This window comes from Lachnoclostridium sp. MSJ-17 (assembly GCF_018918205.1).
Lineage (GTDB): Bacteria > Bacillota > Clostridia > Oscillospirales > Acutalibacteraceae > Ruminococcoides.
Genome location: NZ_JAHLQB010000029.1, coordinates 1 through 21,086, shown reverse-complemented (window position 1 = coordinate 21,086; position 21,086 = coordinate 1). Strand labels below are relative to the sequence as shown.

The 21,086-nt window shown below is 51.4% G+C and carries 18 protein-coding genes and 1 other RNA gene; 16 read left to right on the top strand and 3 right to left on the bottom strand.

Annotated features, from left to right (window positions below):
* Positions 1-20: 20 nt before the first annotated feature.
* From KQI64_RS02145 to KQI64_RS02115, 7 genes are all read left to right on the top strand, one after another.
* A complete protein-coding gene (locus KQI64_RS02145; RefSeq protein WP_216523131.1) occupies positions 21-1,328 on the top strand; it encodes a phenylacetate--CoA ligase family protein in 1,308 nt (435 codons plus the stop codon).
* A 26-nt stretch (positions 1,329-1,354) separates the two neighbouring features.
* The gene (locus KQI64_RS02140; protein ID WP_216523130.1) at positions 1,355-1,783 is read left to right on the top strand and encodes an ACT domain-containing protein; all 429 of its coding nucleotides are present in this window, start codon (positions 1,355-1,357) and stop codon (positions 1,781-1,783) included.
* A gap of 130 nt (positions 1,784-1,913) precedes the next feature.
* Positions 1,914-2,642 carry a MerR family transcriptional regulator gene (locus KQI64_RS02135; protein ID WP_216523129.1) on the top strand — a complete coding sequence of 243 codons (729 nt, stop codon included), beginning with the start codon at positions 1,914-1,916 and terminating at the stop codon, positions 2,640-2,642.
* Between the two features lie 221 nt (positions 2,643-2,863).
* Positions 2,864-3,148, top strand: a complete 285-nt coding sequence (locus KQI64_RS02130) for a co-chaperone GroES (RefSeq protein WP_216523128.1) — start codon at positions 2,864-2,866, stop codon at positions 3,146-3,148.
* Positions 3,149-3,166: 18 nt separating this feature from the next.
* The gene (groL, locus tag KQI64_RS02125; protein ID WP_216523127.1) at positions 3,167-4,792 is read left to right on the top strand and encodes a chaperonin GroEL; all 1,626 of its coding nucleotides are present in this window, start codon (positions 3,167-3,169) and stop codon (positions 4,790-4,792) included.
* An 85-nt stretch (positions 4,793-4,877) separates the two neighbouring features.
* A complete protein-coding gene (locus tag KQI64_RS02120) occupies positions 4,878-5,141 on the top strand; it encodes a PqqD family protein (RefSeq protein ID WP_216523126.1) in 264 nt (87 codons plus the stop codon).
* Entirely contained in the window at positions 5,134-5,613 is a 480-nt protein-coding gene (locus tag KQI64_RS02115) for a S24/S26 family peptidase (protein ID WP_216523125.1), read from the top strand. Before KQI64_RS02120 ends, KQI64_RS02115 begins: the two co-directional genes overlap by 8 nt.
* 33 nt (positions 5,614-5,646) lie before the next feature.
* On the opposite strand, the gene KQI64_RS02110 is transcribed toward KQI64_RS02115, so the two are convergent.
* The 3 genes from KQI64_RS02110 to ssrS all read right to left on the bottom strand — a co-directional run bounded on the left by KQI64_RS02110 (position 5,647) and on the right by ssrS (position 8,609).
* Positions 5,647-7,407, bottom strand: coding sequence for a glycosyltransferase family 39 protein (locus tag KQI64_RS02110; RefSeq protein ID WP_216523124.1), 1,761 nt, complete (start codon positions 7,405-7,407; stop codon positions 5,647-5,649).
* The gene (locus KQI64_RS02105) at positions 7,407-8,375 is read right to left on the bottom strand and encodes an NAD(P)H-dependent glycerol-3-phosphate dehydrogenase (protein WP_216523123.1); all 969 of its coding nucleotides are present in this window, start codon (positions 8,373-8,375) and stop codon (positions 7,407-7,409) included. Before KQI64_RS02105 ends, KQI64_RS02110 begins: the two co-directional genes overlap by 1 nt.
* 44 nt (positions 8,376-8,419) lie before the next feature.
* Positions 8,420-8,609: non-coding RNA, 6S RNA (gene ssrS / locus KQI64_RS02100), on the bottom strand.
* Between the two features lie 383 nt (positions 8,610-8,992).
* On the opposite strand from ssrS, the gene KQI64_RS02095 reads away from it, so the two are divergent.
* The 9 genes from KQI64_RS02095 to KQI64_RS02055 all read left to right on the top strand — a co-directional run.
* A complete protein-coding gene (locus KQI64_RS02095; protein ID WP_216523122.1) occupies positions 8,993-9,673 on the top strand; it encodes a sugar transferase in 681 nt (226 codons plus the stop codon).
* 14 nt (positions 9,674-9,687) lie between these two features.
* Positions 9,688-11,166, top strand: a complete 1,479-nt coding sequence (locus KQI64_RS02090) for an O-antigen ligase family protein (RefSeq protein WP_216523121.1) — start codon at positions 9,688-9,690, stop codon at positions 11,164-11,166.
* Positions 11,167-11,252: 86 nt separating this feature from the next.
* A complete protein-coding gene (locus KQI64_RS02085) occupies positions 11,253-11,735 on the top strand; it encodes a hypothetical protein (protein ID WP_216523120.1) in 483 nt (160 codons plus the stop codon).
* 18 nt (positions 11,736-11,753) lie between these two features.
* A complete protein-coding gene (locus KQI64_RS02080) occupies positions 11,754-12,236 on the top strand; it encodes an Lrp/AsnC family transcriptional regulator (protein WP_216523119.1) in 483 nt (160 codons plus the stop codon).
* Positions 12,236-13,414 (top strand): pyridoxal phosphate-dependent aminotransferase, encoded by a 1,179-nt coding sequence (locus KQI64_RS02075; protein ID WP_216523118.1) that lies wholly within the window; start codon positions 12,236-12,238, stop codon positions 13,412-13,414. Before KQI64_RS02080 ends, KQI64_RS02075 begins: the two co-directional genes overlap by 1 nt.
* Positions 13,404-14,273, top strand: a complete 870-nt coding sequence (gene ispE / locus KQI64_RS02070) for a 4-(cytidine 5'-diphospho)-2-C-methyl-D-erythritol kinase (RefSeq protein WP_216523117.1) — start codon at positions 13,404-13,406, stop codon at positions 14,271-14,273. The genes KQI64_RS02075 and ispE overlap by 11 nt, the downstream gene beginning before the upstream one ends.
* Positions 14,274-14,320: 47 nt before the next feature.
* On the top strand, positions 14,321-14,917 hold the full coding sequence (spoIIR, locus tag KQI64_RS02065) for a stage II sporulation protein R (protein WP_216523116.1): 597 nt from the start codon (positions 14,321-14,323) through the stop codon (positions 14,915-14,917).
* Between the two features lie 24 nt (positions 14,918-14,941).
* A complete protein-coding gene (locus KQI64_RS02060; RefSeq protein ID WP_216523115.1) occupies positions 14,942-18,310 on the top strand; it encodes a PD-(D/E)XK nuclease family protein in 3,369 nt (1,122 codons plus the stop codon).
* Positions 18,303-21,086, top strand: a 2,784-nt coding sequence (locus KQI64_RS02055) for a UvrD-helicase domain-containing protein (RefSeq protein WP_216523114.1), incomplete at its 3' end; no start/stop codon positions are given. The genes KQI64_RS02060 and KQI64_RS02055, both read left to right, overlap by 8 nt.

The window sequence follows — 21,086 nt, the reverse complement described above, 5'->3', positions numbered from 1 at the left end:
AAACAAAGGAGTGACCGCCAATGGGCAAGTATTACCAGCCCGAAATTGAAACCGCCTCTCGCGAGGAAATTCTGAGAATCCAGAATGAAAAAATCGTAAAACAGGTCAAGCATGTGTACGAGAACGTTCCGTATTACCGCGACCTCATGGACAAGAAGGGCGTTAAGCCCGAGGATATCAAGTCGGTAGACGATATCAAAAAGCTGCCGTTTCTCTCAAAGGAAGACCTCCGCGAGGCTTATCCCTACGGACTGCTCGCGACAGACATCAAGGACTGCGTCAGAATCCAGTCGACCTCAGGCACCACAGGAAAGCGCGTAGTAGCGTTTTACACTCAGCACGACGTTGACCTCTGGGAGGAATGCACCGCAAGAGCTATCGTAGCTGTAGGCGGAACAGAGGACGACGTGTGCCAGGTTTGCTACGGCTACGGTCTGTTTACAGGCGGCGCCGGACTCCACGGCGGCTCTCACAAGGTAGGCTGCCTTACGCTTCCCATGTCGTCGGGCAACACCGAGCGCCAGATTCAGTTCATGATGGATTTGGGTTCGACTATCCTCTGCTGCACACCCTCATACGCCGCGTACATCGGCGAAACCCTCGCCGAGATGGGCTACAAGCCCGAGGATAACAAGCTCAAGGCAGGTATCTTCGGAGCGGAGCCGTGGACTGAGGAGATGAGACGCAACATCGAGGAGAGCCTCGGAATCAAGGCTTACGACATCTACGGCCTGACCGAAATCAGCGGCCCCGGCGTTTCCTTCGAGTGTGAGGAACAGCGCGGAATGCACATCAACGAGGATCACTTCTACGCCGAGATCATCGATCCCGAAACGGGCGAGGTGCTTCCCGAGGGTTCAAAGGGCGAGCTCGTATTCACCGCTCTCGACAAGGAAGCTTTTCCGCTTCTCCGTTACAGAACCCGCGATATCTGCGTGCTGACCCGCGAGAAGTGCTCCTGCGGAAGAACTCATGTCAGAATGTGCAAGCCCATGGGCAGAAGCGACGACATGATGATCATCCGCGGCGTAAACGTATTCCCGAGCCAGATCGAGACCGTACTGCTTAAGGAAGGCTACACGCCCAACTACCAGATCATTATCGACCGCAAGAACAATACAGATACCTTTGATATCAACGTCGAGCTCAAGCCCGAGTTCTTCTCGGATATCGTTTCCGAGAACCTCGCCAAGGAAAGAAAGCTCGAAGCCGCGATGCGCACAATGCTGGGCATCGGTCCGAAAATCCACCTTGTGCCGCCCAAGTCTATCACCCGCAGCGAAGGCAAGGCTGTCCGCGTAATTGACAGGCGCAAGCTGCACGATTGATCCCGTTAACGGAGAAAGGAAAAGTTATGGCAATCCGACAAGTTTCAGTATTTGTAGAAAACCAACCCGGCAAGCTGCATGAAACGCTCAAGATGATTGCGGACTCGGGACTCAACATCCGCGCTCTGAGCATTGCCGAGACAAGGGATTTCGGCATTCTCCGCCTGATCACCTCCGACACACCCAAGACCATCGAGGTATTGAGCAAGGAGTCCATTATCAACACCACGACCGTCATTGCGGCAAAGCTCGAGGACAGGGTAGGCGCGCTCTGCTATGTGCTTGATTTTCTCGCGCAGGCTGAGGTTAATATCGAGTACATTTACGCATTCACTGCCTCCGAGGATTTCGGCGCGTACGTTGTTATCCGCGTAGACGACGCTGAAAAGGCGGAGCAGGTTCTTAAAGAGCACAACATTCCCACACTCTGTGAGGAAGACATCAAAGACATCTGATTTGATTAATTACGGCGGTATGGCTGCGGCTGTACCGCCTGATTTTTGATATTTTTAAAAATACCCTTACGTAAGGTATTGCTTGTGACGCTGCGTAATATGCTATGTTATAGTCAAGGAGGTGAAGGCTGTGTCCAAATACACAACAGGAGAAATCGCAAAGCTCTGCGGAGTTACCGTCAGAACCGTCCAGTATTACGATAAGCGAGGGATCCTTGTTCCGTCCGAGCTTTCCGAGGGCGGCAGAAGATTGTATTCTGAGAATGACGTTAAGCGGCTCAGAGTCATATGCTTTCTTCGCGGACTCGGTTTTAATATCGATTCGATTTCAAAGCTGACGTCCGAGGACGACCCCGGCAGCGTTATCATGCTTCTTCTGGAGCAGCAGGAGCAGACTCTGACCGCCGAGCTGAACGAATGCAGCGACAGGCTCGCCAAAATCAAGCAGATGAAGCGCGAGCTGAAGGATATCGAGAACTTCTCCGTTGAATCCATCGGCGACATAGCTCATACTATGACAGGCAAGAAAGAATTAAGAAAAATCCACAGAAACATTTTGCTCTCCGCCATTCCCGTCACTTTATTGCAGATAGCGACGATCGTTCTATGGGTCACAGTCGGTATCTGGTGGCCGTTTGTAATCTGGGCGGTAATCGACGTAGTCTACGGCGTGCTCATCTCGCGCTATTATTTTAACAGCGTGGCGTATATCTGCCCTCAGTGCCATACCGTATTCGTGCCCAAGGTGAGAGAGGCGCTTTTCGCAAATCATACGCCTTCGACGCGCAAGCTTACATGCAGCTCGTGCGGACACCGCGGCTTTTGCGTAGAGGTCGCAAGACCAAAGGATAATGCGTAAATCGTTTCACTCCCCGGGTTATTCGGGGAGTGTTTTGTCATATACGCAAAGCGCCGCGCATATAATTTAAAATACCCGTTACAAATCGCCGTTTTGAAAAAAAGTCAAACAAAGTCAAGAAAACCCCTTGACATTTCCGAAAAATGGTATACAATAGTATTAGCACTCAGGGAATGAGAGTGCTAACGAATATGTAAACTAAAAATAGGAGGCTATTTTTTATGACTATTAAACCTTTACTTGACAGAGTAGTACTGAAAGTTGAGGAAGCCGAGGAAAAGACCAAGAGCGGCATTATCCTCTCCTCAGCGGCTCAGGAGAAGCCGCAGTTTGCCACAGTTGTCGCGGTAGGACCCGGCGGCGTAGTAGACGGCAAAGAGGTTGAAATGTACGTAAAAGAAGGCGACAAGGTAATCGCGTCAAAGTACGCGGGCACCATGGTAAAGCTCGACGGTGAGGAATACACCATCGTCAGCCAGTCCGACATCCTCGCCAAGGTAGAATAATTCAGGAGGTATATGATTATGGCTAAGCAGATCGCATACGGAGAAGAAGCAAGAAAGGCTCTCATGAAGGGCGTAGACCAGCTTGCTGACACAGTAAAAATCACTCTCGGACCCAAGGGCAGAAACGTAGTGCTCGACAAGAAGTACGGCGCGCCCCTTATCACTAACGACGGCGTAACGATCGCCAAGGAAATCGAGCTCGACGATCCCTTTGAGAACATGGGAGCACAGCTCGTTAAGGAAGTATCGATCAAGACAAACGACGTTGCCGGCGACGGCACCACAACAGCGACCCTGCTCGCTCAGGCTCTCATTCGCGAGGGCATGAAGAACGTCACTGCAGGCGCAAACCCCATGGTGCTCAAGAAGGGCATCGCCGACGCGGTAAACGTAGCGGTAAAGGCGGTCATCGATAACAGCCAGCAGGTTTCCGGCACCGACGATATCGCGCGTGTAGCTACCGTTTCCTCGCAGGACGAGTTCATTGGCAAGCTCATCGCCGAGGCTATGGAGAAGGTCACCACCGACGGCGTAATCACCGTTGAGGAGAGCAAGACTGCCGAGACCTACAGCGAGGTCGTCGAGGGCATGATGTTCGACAGAGGCTACATCGCTCCCTACATGGTAACAGATACCGACAAAATGGTTGCCGAGCTCGACAATCCTCTTATCCTCATTACAGACAAGAAAATCTCCACAACCCAGGAGATCCTTCCGATTCTCGAGGCTATCGTGCAGTCGGGCAGAAAGCTCCTGATCATCGCCGAGGACGTTGAGGGCGAGGCTCTCACAACTCTCGTGCTCAACAAGCTCCGCGGCACATTCACCGTTGTTGCTGTCAAGGCACCCGGCTTCGGCGACAGACGCAAGGAGATGCTCCAGGATATCGCGACTCTCACAGGCGGCACCGTGATCACCTCCGACCTCGGTCTTGAGCTCAAGGATACCACCATGGATCAGCTCGGTACAGCGCGTCAGGTAAGAATCGAGAAGGAAAACACCATCATCGTTGACGGCGCCGGCGACAAGGACGCTATCAAGGGCAGAGTCGCTCAGATCCGTCAGCAGATCGAGACCACAACCTCAGACTTCGACCGCGAGAAGCTCCAGGAGCGTCTTGCAAAGCTCGCAGGCGGCGTAGCCGTAATCAAGGTCGGCGCAGCTACAGAGGTTGAGATGAAGGAGAAGAAGCTCCGCATCGAGGACGCTCTCGCAGCTACAAAGGCAGCCGTAGAGGAAGGCATCGTAGCCGGCGGCGGTATCGCGTGCATGAACGCTATTCCCGCTGTTGAGAAGTTCGTTGATACCCTCGAGGGCGACGCTAAGACAGGCGCAAAGATCGTTCTCAAGGCTCTTGAGGAGCCGCTCCGTCAGATTGCCGCGAACGCGGGTCTTGAGGGCAGCGTAATCGTTGAGAACATCAAGAGAGAGAACAAGGTAGGCTACGGCTTCAACGCTCTCACCGAGGAGTACACCGACATGGTTGCCGCGGGTATCGTTGACCCGACCAAGGTTACCAGAAGCGCGCTTGAGAACGCTTCGTCAGTCGCTTCAATGGTTCTCACCACCGAGAGCCTCGTTGCGGATATCAAAGAGCCCACACCTCCCGCACCCGCAGCACCCGATATGGGCGGCATGTATTAATTTTTCCAAAAACGTCAAGGGTACGTCTGTACCCTTGATTTTTTTTCGCCCATGTATTATAATGTCACTGTTAGGTGGTGTATTTATGAAAATCAAAAAAGATTTTGTACTCCGCAAGGTAGCGGATTCATATGTTGTCGTGCCGGTAAACAAGCTCACGCTCGATTTTAACGGCATCATTACCCTGAATGAAACAGGCGCCTTTCTGTTTGAGAGAATGCAGAAGGGAACAAGCAGGGAAGGACTGATTGACGCTCTGCTCGCCGAATACGAGGTTTCTCCTGACAAGGCGGCGGCTGATATTGATATTTTCATTCAGAAAGTGAAGGATGCCGATGTCCTTGAATAAAGAGGTTCAGCTCGACGAGGTGATAGAAATCATCTCCGAAAAGCTCAAGGCAGGCGGTACCGTAACATTTACGCCGAACGGCACAAGTATGCTGCCGATGCTCAGAGACGGCGAGGACGTTGTCGTGCTCAAGGGAACGGAAGGCAAACGCCTCCATCTGTTCGACGTGCCGCTTTACCGCAGGGATAACGGGCAGTACGTGCTGCACCGGGTAATAGACTTTTGCCGCGACGGTACATATGTGATGTGCGGAGACAACCAGTTCGCCAAGGAAAAGGGTATACGCGACGACCAGATCATCGCGGTGATGACCGGTTTTTACCGCAAGGGAAAAACTTATTATAAAGAGTCGTTTTTGTATCGCCTTTACATCAATTTCTGGTACTATACAAGACCCTTCCGCCACGGATATTCGTTTTCAAGGCGCAAGGCGTCGGGATTGATCAAAAAAATCAACAGCAATAAAAAATAAGGGACTGCGCATGCAGCCCCTTTGTTTATAGCTTTATTCGTCTGTAACGGGAGGATTATCCTCAGCTTCCGCTTCGGTTTCGGCTTCATTGTCCGCGATTTCCTCTGCTTCGCTCTCAGCTGTCGCCTTGACTGATTTAGCGTTGATTTTTGCGACAAGACCCTTCAGCTTCGTGTAGTCCGCAAAGAGAATTGTATTCAGAGCGAACGCCGCTGTCGGCAGCAGCAGGGGAATGTAGGTGGCAGAATACTGGGATTTTGCCTCAAACAGTACGTGATACCCGAAGGCGCCGAGAACAACAAGCGGCAGAAGCACGGTTTCGACGTTTGATTTGCGGTGAATGAACATCATGTAAACGCCGAGCGCGAACAGCAGGAAAACAACCTGCATATAGAAGTTGAAGTGCAGTTGCAGGAGCTGACCGGTGTTGCCGTTGTAAATATCATTCGCAAAGCCGTTCGGATTATATTCATGCCCTTTGACCTGGCTGACCCAGATGCACTCGTAGCTCGGCTCGTTCCACTGACTGAGGATTTTTTTGCTGAAAAACTCGAACGCGTAATTGAGGTTTGTCGAGAACACGTTCATGCGCTGGGAAATATGCATGCTTGCGATCTGATTGCCGGCTTCGGTGTCGTAATTACCGTCCTCATAATCCTCGACGGCGATTGTTGTGTACCAGCCGGGAGCCATAGGCGATTCCTGAAGTCCGAGATCGAGGTACATTGTCTGTGAGATTCCGCTCTCGATCGTGGTATTGGCGCGCGCCTCATAGCTCTTGATTATCAACGGAGTAACGCCTATGCACGTCACGCATACGGCGAGTGCAAAGGCTATGCTCTGCCATTTCTTTTCTCTGACGGCGTGAAGGATAAGCATAATGACGAACGCCGCGAGGAAGAGAAGGCAGTTGTATTTGATTACAACGGAGAGCGTAAGCAGCAGTCCCGACGGGATAAGCAGCGTCCAGCGGTTAGTCTGGAAATACTTGATAAGAAAGAGCGACGCCCAGATTCCGCAGGAGATACCGATCACGTTTCCGTACACAAAGGTGCACATCATGATAGGCTGCAGGCATGCCGCAAGCATAATGATCGCGATAAACTCAACGCTTTTCTTCTTGAACAGAAGTCTTGTGATCTTCGCGAGCGCGAAGTACGCCGAAGCGAGACAGAGAACGTTGAGAACCTGAACGGGCATAGAGCTGTCGGTTCCGAAAATCCTGTAAATAATTTCCGAAAAGAGCACGAAGCCGAGCTGGAACGGATAAAAATTGAAGTAGGAATGGCCGCTGAAATAATCAGCCTGATAAAAATCCGTGTTGTTGAACAGAGGGGAGAAGTCGTTATTTGCCGCCTTTGTCGCCGCTTCAAAGAGATTAAGGCTGTCCGCAGCGGGTCTAGAGGTGACGGAGAATATCCAGATCGCGCCGAGGACGACCGTCCACACGGCAAGAGCGGCTTCCATCAGCTTCATATTGACCCTTGAGAAGAAGCCGCAGAACCGCTTGAGCCAGAAGAGGAGAACAATAAACAATACCGTAAATAATACGTTAAGTAAAATACTGTCCGCCGCGAAGATGATCTTTTCTTCAAGAAAAGCGGCAGGGTCAATAATGCTTGTCTGAAAAAAGCTCATAACGGCAATATAGCCGAATGCCATGAATATGAGCAGACACAGGATATTAACGACCGCAAGCTCGATTTTGCTCTGTTTTTTTCTGTCGTCTATAGTGCTGATCCGGGGCTTTGCAGAGTTTTCCCCGGTTTCTATTATTGTTTCTGTTTCTGTCATTAAACGTTAAACTCCTTTTTTACAGAGCGCTCAAAAAGCTTTCTGATGCAGTCCTCGATTTCGGCGCCTTCAAAGAGTACCTTGTAAACGCTCTCCACGATAGGAAGGTCGACATTGTATTCCTGACTGAGGATATACAGCGCCTTTGAGGTCATCACGCCCTCTGCAAGCTTTTCGAATTTAACGCCCTTCACCAGATCCTCGCCGAAGCGTCTGTTGTGGCTCCACGGAGAAAAGAGCGTAGCCTCGTAGTCGCCGAGATGACACAGTCCGTAGGCGGAGAACTCGTTGCCGCCGAGAGCCGCGATAAGTCTCGCGATTTCTCTGGTGCCTCTCGCCATAAGCGCGCCCTTGAGCGAGGTGTAGTTCAGACCGTCGAGAATACCCGCGGCGATACCGATGACGTTTTTGGCGGCGGCGCCGATTTCGCTGCCGATAAGGTCTGTGCCGAGGTAGAAACGGATAAGGTCGCTGTTGAACTCGCCGACGAGCTTTTTCTTGACCTCCTGATTATTGCTGTCGATAACCATACAGTTCGGAATACCGCGCACATAGTCCTGCGGATGACCGGGACCTACCCAGACGGCAATGGGAGTCTTGCTCTCGTCAACAAAGTCGCCGACAACCTGACTCAGGCGCTTGCCCGTAGTCACCTCAACGCCCTTCATGCAGAGAACGATTGTTTTTCCGTCGAGGTTATTTTTCGCGATATCAGTCATATATGATCTCAGGTGCTGTGAGGAAATGGAAATGACGATGACCTCGGCGTGTCCGACCGCGGTTTTCAGGTCGCTTGTCATTCTGATCGATTCGGGAAAGCTGAGATAGTCGTTTTTATGAGTATCCCTGAGTCTGATGAACTCCGGCGCGTTCTCAAGACCGCTGCTTATCACGTCGTGTCCGATTTTGTCAAGATACCATGCAATGCAGCTTCCCCAGCGGCCGCATCCCAAAACTGAAACTTTCATAATATCATGCTCCTGTAAAAAAATGTCACTCGGTTTCAGACATAAAAAAACCCGCCCGACCGTATGATTTAAATAATAACCTGCCTACGAATAGAACAGGTGGGTGCCCACCTTTGTGCTTCAGGCTCCCTTCTTCCAAAAAGTGGGAGGTCTGCACACCACGCAAAGAGTAGGGCTCCCGATTTAAGTGTTGTAGGGTTATTTGTAAATCATTCACGCATCGGGCAGGCAATGTGCCAACCCAAATATTTATAGTGGAGAAAAGAAGCTCAAAGCTCTTTTCTTATCTATATTTTACATGGTTTTAGTCTTGAAGTCAAGAGGTATTCCAATTAAAAATAAAATATATATAATCCTAACTTTTTTCAAAAAAAGTATTGACAATTCACAATGAATGTGATATATTAATCTTGTAAATTAATCAGTGACTTCCTTTCTATGTGCTTGATTACTCCATAAAATTACCTAAAAACCGACGGAACGCAACCGTCGGTTTTTACGTTTCGGAAATAATTAGTGAAACTTTTGATACTTTTATTGTGTTTTGCTTCCGTCGGGTTTATAATCTAATCGGAACAGTATACATTTATATCGATTATTGAATTGCAGGGGTTAATATGAAAGCATTTAATAAGCTTCCCGCGGAGTTTCACAACGACGAGGTAAGGCGCTATTACCGCATTCTAAAAAAAAAGCAGGGATCTATTGTGCTCAAGAGAGCCTTTGACCTGTTTGTATCACTTATACTTCTCGTATTTTTGATTATACCGATCGCGGTTATCGCGGTTGCCGTAAAGGCAGGTTCAAAGGGTCCGGTCATGTTCAGACAGGAGAGAGTCACAAAGTACGGCAGACGCTTTAAAATATTCAAGTTCCGTACGATGGTCGTAAACGCCGAGAGTCTGGGCACGCAGGTCACCACCGACAGCGACCCCAGAGTAACCGGGATCGGCAGAATGCTGCGCAAGTACCGCCTTGACGAGCTTCCGCAGATATTCAACGTCATCTCAGGCAGCATGAGCTTTGTCGGTACCCGCCCCGAGGTCCCGAGGTACGTCGATATGTACGAGGACAAGTATTACGCAACTCTGCTGCTTCCCGCGGGAATCACGTCGCTCGCGTCGATCATGTACAAGGACGAGGAAAAGCTGCTCGCCTCCGGTGAAGACGCGGACAAGGTATATATTGAAACTATCCTCCCCGAAAAAATGAAATATAATCTGGATTATACCGAGCATTTCGGCTTCGGCTCAGACATCAAGCTCATGTTCAAGACCGTCAAAGAGGTAATTTCCTGATTCAGAGGTGAACCATGTCAGCACTCAAAACCAAGCTAAGCGATTCGTCCCTGTTCAGAACGATGTATATTATCGACTTGTTTTTCTGCATGGTATCCTTTCTGCAGATTCCGGCGTACATATTTCTCGTATTTCTGTTTTTCTGGGGACTCCGTCTGGTGTATCTCAACCAGAAACGCTACAATACCTTTTTTAAGCTGAGATTCGGCATATGGGTAGGCGCTTTTCTTGCATTTTCGCTCATTTCGGTGCTAATAAATTTTTCATATACGATTCTTTTCAGTGTGCTCATGTTTCTGCACGTTACCATTTGCTTTTTTCTGTTCTACGGAATGCACACCGAGCCTGATCTGGATTTCAAGGAAGAGCTGTTTGTGATCGGGCGCGTGATCATCGTGATCACCACGCTGTTTAACCTTGTCGGATTTTTTTGCCTGCTCTTCGGCATTTCTTTTAAATTTGAGTTTTTCGACGCTTTCTGGATTTATTTCCCGATTTTCGAGAACCGGTTTACGGGTCTGTTTGTCAACCCGAACCTTCTGGGCTTTGTGTCTGTCGTAACGATCGTGCTGTGCCATATGTTCAGCAAAAACAGCCTGCGCGGCGAGGTAAAGGCGCGCGGCTTCGGCAGGGTCTTTCTTTACTCATGTATGATCGTCAACCTGTTCGCGCTGATACTCTGCGATTCAAACGCGTCCTTTGTGCTTGCTCTGGGTTACGCCGTGGCGTATCTCTCGTACATATTTTTCGATACGAGGGTCGGGCTTACTCCGTCCAAGGTGTTTATCAAAATCGTTACGCTGCTGCTCGTTTCGGCGGTATTTGTCGGCTCGTCGATGATTTTCCGCACCGTGTTCAAGGCGGGCTTCGCGGCGGTAACGGCAAAGACGAACGCGCTTGTTGACGTTCTCTTTGATGAGGAGGAGATTATTCACGATATCGCTGAAGGCGATTCTTCTCCCGATGAAAAGAACGGAGCCGTAACATTCGACCACGAAAACACAAATATCGACAGCGGCAGGTTCAAGCTGTGGCGCGAGTCGCTGGATTTGTTCAAGATCTCGCCGATCATAGGCATCGCGAACGGAAACATAGTCTTTTACAGCGAGGAGTACCTCAACGGCACGCTGAAATACAGCTACCACAATAACGACCTGCACAACGGCTACCTGACAATAATTGTATCGACAGGCGTTCTGGGCGCTCTGCTGTTCGGCACCTTCGGCTTCCGGTTCGCAAAGCACGCGGCTCAGCATCTGTATTTAAGGCGGAAAACCGTCCGTACCGAAATATATCCGTGCCTGTTCGCGTTTCTTGCCGCCTATCTTATCTACGCGCTCTTTGAGAAGGCGCTGCTGTACGACATATCCTTCATGGTAATGTGGTTCTGGCTGATGATGGGATACACGAGCTGTTATGTAGCTAAGTATGAGCATCTTATTGAAACGCAGTATCTTTTCCACCAGAAACGAATTCGCAGAACAATGCTCTAAACTACTTGTATAATTCATAAAACTGATGTATAATAACCATAGGTATATCAAAAATGCCTATGGTTATTTTTTTGACGGTGATAGAAATGACGCTATATTTGAAAAGAGATATCTCCGCCGGCAAGGGATGCTTCACGGTCAGCGACGCTTTAGGTGAGGTAAAGTACCTTGTGTCCGTTCCGTCATCGGGGCTTATGACAAGGTTCAAGCTCGTCATAACCGACGCCTCCGGAAATGAAGCCGCAAGAATCAGGCGGATTCCTCTTGCGGGTACCGTGACCTATGTGCTGCGCTTTGACAGAAAGCATGTCACACTCGTAACCGTTCCCGGAGCCAACGGCATTTCGGCGAATTTTTACGGCAGCAACTGGCGCATAACCGGTGAATTTGCCGCGAGAAATTTCAGCATTATCGACGTTGATAAAACTCTGATCTCCGAACAGAGAAATCACGCGGATTACTGCGAGATCAATGTTGCCGACAGCAAAAACGAGCTTTTTTGCGTCGCCGCAGCGGTATGCTCAAATCTTATCAATACAATCGACAGCCGCGCGCTGCAGGCTGTGTAATACATGGGAGGTATAATAATGGATAAACTTTTACAGCTCTTAAGCAAAAATTCTCAGTTCACAACGGGCGAGATCGCCGCTATGCTCGGCGAACCCGAGGATTATATCAAGGCTCAGATAAAGGAGTACGAAAACCAGGGGATCATCAAGGGCTATCAGGCTGTTGTCAACTGGGAAGGCATCGAGGACAGCTTTGTCGAGGCTATGATCGAGCTCAAGGTCACTCCTAAGAAGGAGACAGGCTTTGACGAAATGGCAAAGATGTGCATGGCGTTCGAGGAGGTCGAGTCCGTTTATCTAATGGCGGGCGCTTACGACTTCGCGCTTATCGTGCGCGGCGAGACCATGCAGGATATCGGTATGTTCATCGCGAAAAAGCTCTCAACGATCGACGGAGTAATTTCCACAGGCACCCATTTCATTATGCGACGCTACAAGGACAGAGGCATGAATATCTTCGACGAGGATAATCAGGCTGACGAGAGGAGTTTAATTCTCTGATGGAATATTCGAGGTATATGAACAGCGGTATTCAGTCGGTCAGCCCGTCGGGAATCCGCAAGTTTTTTGATATCGCAAACGAGATGCAGGACGTCATCTCACTCAGCATAGGCGAGCCTGATTTTCAGACTCCGTGGCATATCCGCGACGAGGGAATCCGCAGCCTTGAAAAGGGCAAGACATGGTACTCTCCGAACCGCGGCTTTTCCGATTTGCTCAAGGAGATCTCCGGCTACTACCAAAGGCGTTTCGGGATTACATATTCTCCCTCGACGCAGACCCTTGTCACTGTCGGCGGCAGCGAGGCTATCGATCTGTGCTTCCGCGTCATGATCGAGCGCGGCGACGAGGTGATTATTCCCGAGCCGTCATTTGTGTGCTACGAGCCGCTGACCGTCATGGCGGGCGGCAATCCCGTGATCATCAACACAAAGAACGAGGACAATTTCCGCCTCAGGGCAGACGATCTGCGCGCCGCGATCACAGACAAGACAAAGCTCCTTGTCCTTCCGTTCCCGAACAACCCCACGGGAGCAATCATGGAGAAGCACGACCTCGAGGAGATCGCCAAGGTATGCATCGAGAAGGACATCTTCGTGCTGTCCGACGAGATATATTCAGAGCTTACCTACGGCGGACGCGACCACGTTTCAATCGCGTCAATCGACGGAATGTACGAGCGCACGATAGTAATAAACGGCTTTTCGAAGTCCTACGCCATGACCGGGTGGCGTCTGGGTTACGCCCTCGGACCCGCCGAAATAATCGCCCAGATGACCAAGCTCCACCAGTACGGTATCATGTCGGCGCCGACCACCGCTCAGTACGCGGCGATCGAGGCGCTCAAAAACGGCGACAGAGATGTTGACCGCATGCGCGGCGAGTACGATATGCGCCGCCGTCTTGTCGTCGATTCCTTCAACGACATGGGACTTTCATGCTTTGAGCCGCTTGGAGCGTTCTATGTATTTCCGTGCATAAAGTCCACGGGACTGAGCTCCGACGAGTTCTGCACCCGTCTTATTATGGAAAAGCACGTCGCAGTTGTGCCGGGCACAGCCTTCGGCGAGTGCGGCGAGGGCTTTGTCAGAGTATCGTATTCATATTCTCTAAGGCATTTGAAAATCGCGCTCCAGAGGATACGTGAATTTATTGAGGAACTGAAAAATGGAGATTAAGATCAAGGCTCCCGCAAAAATCAACCTCACGCTCGAGGTTTTGGGCAAGCGTCCGGACGGCTACCACAATATTTCCACCGTAATGCAGGCGATCGATTTGTATGACGTCATCACCCTTACCGATAACGACAGCGGAAAGGTGACGATTTCCTGCAATTACGAGGGCGTGCCCTGCGACGACAGCAATATCTGCGCAAAGGCGGCGTATCGCTTCTTTGACTACTGCAAAATGGACGTAAAAGGCGTTCATATCGATATCGACAAGACTATTCCCACACAAGCCGGACTCGCGGGCGGAAGCAGCGACGGAGCGGCGGTTATCATGGGACTCAACGCGATGTTCTCAACCATGCTCAAGCCCGACGAAATGCGCGCGATAGGCGAGAAGGTAGGCGCGGACGTTCCGTTCTGTATTGAGGGCGGCACAAGACTGTGCACCGGCACCGGCACTACGATAAAAAAGCTCCCGGGCTTCCGCTGCTCGGATATCGTCATCTGCAAGCCCGACACCGTCAGCGTGTCAACAGGCGAGGCGTACAGCAAGGTCGACGCTCTCGCGCCGCACCCGTCCTATACCGACGAGATGGTCAAGGCGCTCTACAGCAGGGATATGTTCATGATATCCACAACTGTTTTCAACGACTTCGAGCTTGCCCTGCAAATCCCCGAGGTGAATGAAATCAAGCGCGTCATGCTCTCCTGCAAGGCGAGAGGCGCCGGTATGAGCGGCTCAGGCTCTGCGGTGTTCGCGATTTTCACTTCGTCGGGACGGGCGAAGAAATGCTATGAGCAGTTAAAAGAGAAATACCCCGAAACCTTCCTGTGCAAGCCCATAAAAATCGGCTGCGCGGTTGAATAAGGGAAAAAAACCTGTCCATACTCACTTTGAAAGGACAGGTTTTTATTATGAAATTATTACTTAAAGCGATCTGCATAGCCTTTGTTTTCACGGTTGCGTATTCCATGATTCCATTTCACGCGGATTGCCGGTGCATTTCCGACGATACCTTCCGCCTTCATATCATTGCGAATTCCGATTCCGAAGCCGACCAGTCGCTCAAGCTCAGGGTCAGGGACAGGGTTCTGGAATATACGCGGGATTTGTTCAAAAACGCTTCCGACAAAAGCTCGGCGGAAAGCGCCGTCCGCGATAATCTTCAGGCGATTGCGGATATTGCCAAAACCGAGGTTATGAAAAACGGCTTTGATTACCCGGTCAGGGCAGAAATCACGAGAATGTACTTTACTACCCGTTACTACGAAAACTACACGCTTCCCTCGGGAATGTACGACGCGCTGAGAATAACGCTCGGCAGGGCGCAGGGACATAACTGGTGGTGCGTGATGTACCCGTCGATTTGTCTTTCAGCGGCGTCTGAGCGCGAGGAAAGGGCAAAAACGGCGTACAGTGACAGCGAATACAAGATTGTCACGAATGAACAGCCCGAATATAAATTCAGGATAGTGGAGCTTTTTGAACAGCTCCAAGCCATATTTAAATAGAATTAAATGAAAGAGGTGAGTGATATGATTCGTTTTATCCTCGGCAGGAGCGGAACAGGAAAAACCCGTGAGATGTACAGTATGATAAAGGAAAAAACCGAGAGCGGCTGCGACAAGCTGATCGTACTTATTCCCGACCAGATAAGCCTTGAGACCGAGAAGGAGATGCTGAGGCTGCTCGGCGCTCCAAATAAGCAGAAGGTGAATGTGTTCGGCTTCAACAAGCTGTGCCGATTTGTGTATTCGCAGACCTCAAATCCGCCCATGGCTCCGGTCGACAACGGCACAAGAGCCGTTCTGATGAGCCGCGCTCTGGACGATCTCGACGGTCAGCTCAGACTGCTCAATCCGCGCAGCAACCGCAGCCTGACTTCGCTGATGCTCGAAACTCTGCTCGAGTGCAAAAAGAACAGCGTATCCTCAGAGCAGCTCCGGCGCGCCGCGGAAGGTTCTGTTGAAGAAACGCTCAAAAAGAAGCTTCTCGACACCGCCGATATCTTCGACGTGTTCAGCGGCAGGCTCTCTCAGTCGCACGTCGACCCGCTCGACGATATCGACAGGGCAAACGAGCTGTTGGTTTCTCACCCGGAGGTTTTCAGAGGATATACGGTCTTTATCGACGCGTTCAGCGGCTTTACCGCCCAGCAGATGAAGCTCGTCGAACACCTTGTTCTCAACTGTGAGGAGCTAGTGGTATCTCTCACGCTCGACCCTTTGTGTGAGTCTGAAAACGGAGTTTTCGCCACGTCCGCTCAGACCTTCCGCAGGCTAAAACGCTTTGCCGGGGAGCAGAATGTAAAAATCCTTTCTCCCGTAAGACTTGAAAAAACCGTCCGCTTCAAAAACGAGGAGCTCAGCTTCCTCGAGGAGGGAGCCTTCAGGGGAGCGGACTTTACCGATAAATTCGAAAACACGCCCGAAAATATAGAGCTTTACGCGGCGGACGATACATACGACGAGTGCGAGAACGCCGCGCGTAAAATAAAGCGTCTCGTTACGGAAGACGGCTGCCGCTACCGAGAAATCGCCGTCATCACCCACGACACAAAGCTCTACAGCGGCATAATCAACGCGATTTTTGACAAGTACCAAATCCCTTATTTTCTCGACGAGCGCAAGGATCTGGACGTAAAGCCTGTCGCACGCGCGGTCAACGCGGTTTTCCGCATTCTGCTCGAGCGCTTTGAGCGTTCCGACATGATGCTGCTCCTCAAGAGCGGACTGCTTCCGTTCGCAGAGGGCGAGATCCGCGATTTTGAGGACTACGTTTTCGTCTGGGACATTGACAACGCCGCGTTTCTCAGCGAGTTTACAAAGAGCTCACGCGGCTTCGGCGAACCGCTCAGGGATGATAAAAAGCGCGAGAACGCCGAGCGCGTCCGCAAAACCACAGTCGACGCGCTGCTAACCTTTAAGGAAGCCGTAAAGGACAAAACTGCCGGCGAGGTGACAGAGCTGCTCTATGATCTGCTGACAGAGAAGCTCGACGTCCGCGGCGGCATGGACAGGCTCTGCCGTAAGCTCGAAAACGGCGTGTCCGGGGATTTGTCCGCAGAGCAAATCCGCATCTGGGAGCTGTTTGTCAGGGCTCTCGACAGATTGAAGGACGCTGTTGGCAATGAGAAAATGCCGCTTCGCCGTTATTACGAGCTGCTGTCCCTCGAGCTGTCCGCGATTGAGTTTGCGGAAATACCGCGCTACCTCGACTCAGTCATCATCACGAACGCCCAGCGCGTCCGCGACCCTCACTACAGGGCGGTATTTCTTATCGGCTGCACCGAAGGCAGCTTTCCCGCGAATCCGCAGAGCTCGGGTCTGTTTTCGGACTACGAGCTGCAGGCGCTCTTTGACAACGACCTGAAAATCACGGAAAACCCCGTAGATTTTGTGAATCTCGAAATTTTTATGACATATAACTGCTTGTCATCCGCCTCTGAAAAGCTGTACCTGAGCTATCCGAAGCTTGCTCTCACGGCGGCGAACGAGGAGAGCGCCGGCGGCAGACTCAAGCCCTCCGTTTTGATAGACGAGGTGCGCAAGCTTTTCCCGAAGCTCGGCACAGCGATAAAAAGCCGTATACCCTATGAGGACATGCTCGTCAGCATGGAAACCGCCTTTGAAGCGTATTCGCTCTCCCTCGGTGACGATTCCGCCGATTTGTCGGAGCTGCGCGAGGTTTTCGCTAATGATTCCGGCTACAGACCCAGACTTGAGGCGGTCGAAAACGCAGTCGCGCACAACCCGTTTGCCATGAAAAACGCGGACAACGCGGACAAGCTGTTCGGCAGAGTCCTCGACAACTCCGCCTCGAAGGTACAGACCTACTACAAGTGTCCGTTCCGCTATTTTTGCGCCTACGGACTTAAAATCGACGAGAAGCGCCGCGCCGAGATAAATCCTCTTGAGCGCGGAAACCTCGTTCATAAGGTGCTCGAGAGGTTTTTCAAAACCTACAGCGCAAAGTCCGAATATTCATCTCTCACCGACGGTCAGATCAAGGCCTTCGTAACCGCCGAGTTCACCGCCTATCTCAACGCGTATATGGGCGGCGCTGAGGACAAGACCGGCTCATTTTCCTTCCAGTTTGATATGCTGATGGAAAAGACCGTCAAGGTTATCCGCTTTATTGTTGACGAGCTGACAAACAGCGCCTTTGACGTAGAGGACGCCGAGCTCGATTTTCCGAACGATATCACGGGCTACAGCTACATTCTGCCCGACGGCCACGAAATCAGGATACGCGGCAAGGTCGACAGGGTCGACAGCTCCGTTCAGAGCGGAGAAAAATACATACGCATCATCGACTATAAATCAAAATCCGAGTCAAAGGGCTTCAGTCTTACAGAAGCGTATTACGGGCTTGATCTGCAGATGCTTATCTACCTTATCGCAATCGCCCGCAACGGCGGCTACCGCTACGGCGATTTCAAGCCCGGCGGAGTGCTGTATTCAAACGTGCTTTTCGGGCAGTTTTCCGAGAAGGACGCAAAGGGAACAACGCCCGACGACCTTATCCGCGACGCGTTCAAGCTCAAGGGTCTTTATGTCGACGAGGAGCGTTTCAGCATTGCCGACAAGAGCAGCTTTAAGCCTAAGTCGAGCACCAAGGTCACTCCCGAGGAGCTGCAGACCGTATTCGGCAAGGTCGATCTGCTGATAAGAGATATGGGCGAGAGCCTTTACAGCGGCATTATTCCCGCGCAGCCGCTCAAGCTCGGCAGCAGTACAACCTGTGATTACTGCGCGTACGAGGACGCGTGCTCGTACAACATGAATGAACCAAAGAATAATATTTTTGCCGCGGTAAAGAAAAACAAGCGCGACTATATCCTCAGCAAGATGAAGGACGAGGTCGACGCGGCAAACGAAGGCGAGGTGAACGGCGATGCCTGAAAATGAGGTCAGATGGACTGACGACCAGCTTGACGCGATAAATTCCGGCGGCACGGTGCTCGTGTCGGCGGCAGCGGGCTCGGGCAAGACAGCCGTGCTCGCTCAGCATGTCCTTGAGCTTATTACCGGCGACGGCGGCGTAGACGTAGACAGGCTGCTCGTGCTGACCTTTACCCGCGACGCGGCTGCCGAGATGAAGAAAAGGATTCAGAAGGAGCTCGACAAACGAATTGTTGCCGAGGGAGCTTCAACGCAGCTCCTCCGACAGAAGCAGAAGCTCTACACCGCTCACATTTCAACGACCGACAGCTTTTGCTCGTCGCTTGTACGCGAGCATTTTTCAGTTTTGAATATCGAACCCGATTTCCGCATAGCGGGCGATGACGAAATCGCGACCGTCAGCTCCAAGGCTCTCGATACCGTGTTTGAGTCGTTTTACGCGGCGGGGTCACCGGATTTTGTCCGACTTCTTCGTTCGTTTGCCTCGGGCGGCGACGACAAAGGGCTTCGCGAGGCTGTACTTTCGGTTCACGGCTTTTTGCAGAACCAGCCCTTCCGCTCTCAGTGGCTCGACGAGATGGTAAAGAGATACACCGCCATGACATTCTCGGAGACCGAGTGGGCGCAGGAGCTTTTTGCCGTGATTCCCGACGAGCTCGATTCCATGCTTTCCGAGCTGACCGGCGCGATAAACTTAAATCCTCTCACACCCGCGCTCGAGGATATCCTTCTTCCGCTGCTCGAGAATGACGGAAAAAATATAATTGAGCTTCGCAACGGCTTTGAAAGCGGCGGCTACGGCGTTTTCAGCGAGAGAGCGGAAAAGCTTTTCGGAGCCGAATACGAGGAAAACCCCGAAATTCCCGATAAGCTCCAAAAGGGCAAAAAGACCGCTGTAAATAAAATCTTCGGCTGCCGCGCGCAGATACGCGCAAAGGTACAGTCGTATCTCGGAGCTGACGGGGAGCTCAGGGAGCTGTCGGGGCTTATGGTAACGCTCAGCGAGCTTGTTTCGGCGTATGACCGCGAGATCAGCGCGCTCAAGGACAGGCGTAATATCCGCACCTTCTCGGACGTAAGCGCCCTGACGGTAAAGCTGCTTGCAATGCCTTGTCAGAAGGAAAATTCCGAGTTCTGCACAGGCGGCTTTTATTACAGACGCACAGAGCTTGCCAAGGAGCTTTCAACAAGGTTTAAGCAGGTGATCATCGACGAGTACCAGGACGTGAACTTGATTCAGGAGGTTATCTACAACTGCGTTTCCGACGGCGGCAAAAATCTGTTCATGGTCGGAGATATCAAGCAGAGCATCTACGGCTTCAGGCAGTCGAAGGCGAAGCTGTTCAACGAGCGCAAGAACCGTTACGCGCCGTATGACAGAGAAAACCCGGTTTATCCGGCGACGATCTATCTGAGCAAAAACTTCCGCAGCTGTCAGCAGGTCTGCGAGACCGTCAATTTCATATTCTCGCGCATTATGGCTGAATACAAGCCCGAGGAATACCTCAATTTCGGAGCGGATTCCTATGTCCGCGATAAAAAGCGCGATACCGAAATCAGCCTAATATACCGCGATAAATTCTCAGAAAACTACTCAGTCACCGGTCTTGAGGCGCGTTACACGGCGGGCAGGATCAAAGAAATGATAAACAGCGGCTATACCGTGCGCGGCAGGGACGGCGAAAGACCGCTGCGGTACGGAGATATCGCGGTGCTCATGCGCGCCAAGAGCGCCGCGGAAACCGACGACGAGTCCAAGCAGAAGGGCAGCGCAGAGTTTGTCAGGCAGCTCGGCAAATACGGGATTCCGGCCTACTGTGAGGAGAGCGAGAACATTTTTGACGCGCGCGAGATAAAGCTCATCCTCAATATCCTCCGCGTAATTGACAATCCGTCCAACGACGTAGCGCTTCTTGCGGTGCTTTTAAGTCCTGTATACGGCTTTACTCCCGACGATCTGGCGGTTATCCGCCTCGGCAGCGGCAAGGCGTCGCTGTACCGCTCGCTGAATATCTGCCGTGATGACGACAGCGATACAGGCAGAAAAGCCGCGCGTTTTCTCGATGAATTACAGCGCTTCCGCGACCTTGCGTCCGTAAGCACAGTCGACGAGCTGCTCGAGTCGGTTTATGAGCGCACGGCGATTATCGCGGTGACGTCTGCTGTCAACGGCGGAGCCTATCCGGCGGGAAATCTCGACCTCATGCGGGTGTACGCCAGAAAGTTCTCCTCAAACGGCTACAAGACATTGTCGGATTTCAACGGCTACATCAGCCGCCTTTTGAGCGGCGACCGCAAGCTTGCCTCAGCCTCGCGGATAAAGGGCGATTCCGCGGACTGCGTTCAGGTGATGAGCATACATAAATCAAAGGGTCTTGAATTTCCGGTCTGCTTTTTGGTCGACACCGCCCATAAATTCAACGAAATGGATTTCCGCAGCAATGTACTCTGTGACAGCGAGGAATACGTCGGAATAAGACCCCTGAAAAACTTTGTTCGCACACCGACCTTTCCTTACCGCGCGATAACCATGAAAAAACGCCGCGAGAATACCGACGAGGAGATGCGTATGCTCTATGTCGCTCTTACAAGAGCAAAGGAGAAGCTAATTATTGTCGGTACGGACAAGGATATAAACGGCGCGATAAACAAAGCGGCGGCAAAGACCATTGACGGCACAATAAAAACCGTGGATATTTATTCGAGCAAGCGCATGCTCGACTGGATACTTTTCTCGGCAGCCGTAAATCCGTCAACGCGCGCCCTTATCGACGAG

Bases quoted from the DNA above. Each gene is read 5' to 3' on its own strand.
- KQI64_RS02145 (WP_216523131.1), top strand. From the start codon at position 21: ATGGGCAAGTATTACCAGCCCGAAATTGAAACCGCCTCTCGCGAGGAA.
- KQI64_RS02140 (WP_216523130.1), top strand. From the start codon at position 1,355: ATGGCAATCCGACAAGTTTCAGTATTTGTAGAAAACCAACCCGGCAAG.
- KQI64_RS02130 (WP_216523128.1), top strand. From the start codon at position 2,864: ATGACTATTAAACCTTTACTTGACAGAGTAGTACTGAAAGTTGAGGAA.
- groL (WP_216523127.1), top strand. From the start codon at position 3,167: ATGGCTAAGCAGATCGCATACGGAGAAGAAGCAAGAAAGGCTCTCATG.
- KQI64_RS02120 (WP_216523126.1), top strand. From the start codon at position 4,878: ATGAAAATCAAAAAAGATTTTGTACTCCGCAAGGTAGCGGATTCATAT.
- KQI64_RS02110 (WP_216523124.1), bottom strand. From the start codon at position 7,407: ATGACAGAAACAGAAACAATAATAGAAACCGGGGAAAACTCTGCAAAG.
- KQI64_RS02105 (WP_216523123.1), bottom strand. From the start codon at position 8,375: ATGAAAGTTTCAGTTTTGGGATGCGGCCGCTGGGGAAGCTGCATTGCA.
- KQI64_RS02095 (WP_216523122.1), top strand. From the start codon at position 8,993: ATGAAAGCATTTAATAAGCTTCCCGCGGAGTTTCACAACGACGAGGTA.
- KQI64_RS02090 (WP_216523121.1), top strand. From the start codon at position 9,688: ATGTCAGCACTCAAAACCAAGCTAAGCGATTCGTCCCTGTTCAGAACG.
- KQI64_RS02085 (WP_216523120.1), top strand. From the start codon at position 11,253: ATGACGCTATATTTGAAAAGAGATATCTCCGCCGGCAAGGGATGCTTC.
- KQI64_RS02080 (WP_216523119.1), top strand. From the start codon at position 11,754: ATGGATAAACTTTTACAGCTCTTAAGCAAAAATTCTCAGTTCACAACG.
- KQI64_RS02075 (WP_216523118.1), top strand. From the start codon at position 12,236: ATGGAATATTCGAGGTATATGAACAGCGGTATTCAGTCGGTCAGCCCG.
- ispE (WP_216523117.1), top strand. From the start codon at position 13,404: ATGGAGATTAAGATCAAGGCTCCCGCAAAAATCAACCTCACGCTCGAG.
- spoIIR (WP_216523116.1), top strand. From the start codon at position 14,321: ATGAAATTATTACTTAAAGCGATCTGCATAGCCTTTGTTTTCACGGTT.
- KQI64_RS02060 (WP_216523115.1), top strand. From the start codon at position 14,942: ATGATTCGTTTTATCCTCGGCAGGAGCGGAACAGGAAAAACCCGTGAG.